At 67.4% G+C, this 803-nt stretch carries 1 protein-coding gene; it reads left to right on the top strand.

Features of this window, described 5'->3' with window-relative positions; all coding sequences use genetic code 11:
- Window positions 1-803: condensation domain-containing protein (locus KQH60_RS14490; protein ID WP_237577114.1), on the top strand; the 803-nt coding region annotated here is incomplete at both ends.

Here is an 803-nt window from a genome sequence, read left to right as displayed (position 1 = left end):
TTCATCGAAGGCCGGGGCGAGACGCTACCCGCAGCGCAGCCGTTCCGTCATCTGGTTGCGCAAGCGCGCTTGGGCGTGAGCCAAGCCGAGCATACGCGTTTCTTTACCGAGTGGCTCGCGGACGTGGACGAACCCACGCTGCCATTCGGTCTTGCGCAGGTGCATCGCGATGGCGCACACGTGCACGAAGCGCACCGGATGTTACCGCCAGCATTGAACGATCGGCTCCGCGCGCAAGCCAGACGCCTGGGTGTGAGTCTGGCCAGCCTGTGCCATCTGGCATGGGCGCAAGTGCTCGCGCGCGCGAGCGGTCAGCCGCGGGTGGTGTTCGGCACGGTGCTGTTTGGGCGCATGCAGGCAGGTAGCGGCGCCGACAGCGCGATGGGGCTGTTTATCAATACGTTGCCGCTGCGCGTAGCGCTAGACGGCAGCGTGGCGTCAGCCGCGCGAGCCACCCATGCGCGGCTCGCTGCGCTGCTCGAGCATGAGCATGCGTCGTTGGCACTGGCGCAGCGCTGCAGCGCGGTGCCAGCCGGCGCGCCGCTGTTCAGTGCGCTGCTCAATTACCGGCACAATGCCATGTCCTCGGGCGAGCGCGGCAGACTACCGGGCGTCGAGCAACTGAGTGCAGAGGAACGCACCAGCTATCCGTTGACGCTGTCGGTCGAGGACTTCGGGCAGGCGCTGGGGCTAACGGCGCAGGTGGTGGAGTCGCTGGATCCCGATCGCGTGTGTGGTTATATGCAGCAGGCGCTGCACAGCTTGGCCGACGCGCTCGAGGCGGCACCCGAGCGGCCGATGCG

It is taken from the genome of Mycetohabitans sp. B8, assembly GCF_021991875.1.
In the GTDB taxonomy this organism is placed as follows: Bacteria; Pseudomonadota; Gammaproteobacteria; order Burkholderiales; family Burkholderiaceae; genus Mycetohabitans.
Note: the sequence above shows the minus strand (reverse complement) of the source record. Positions and strands in the feature narration are given on the sequence as shown.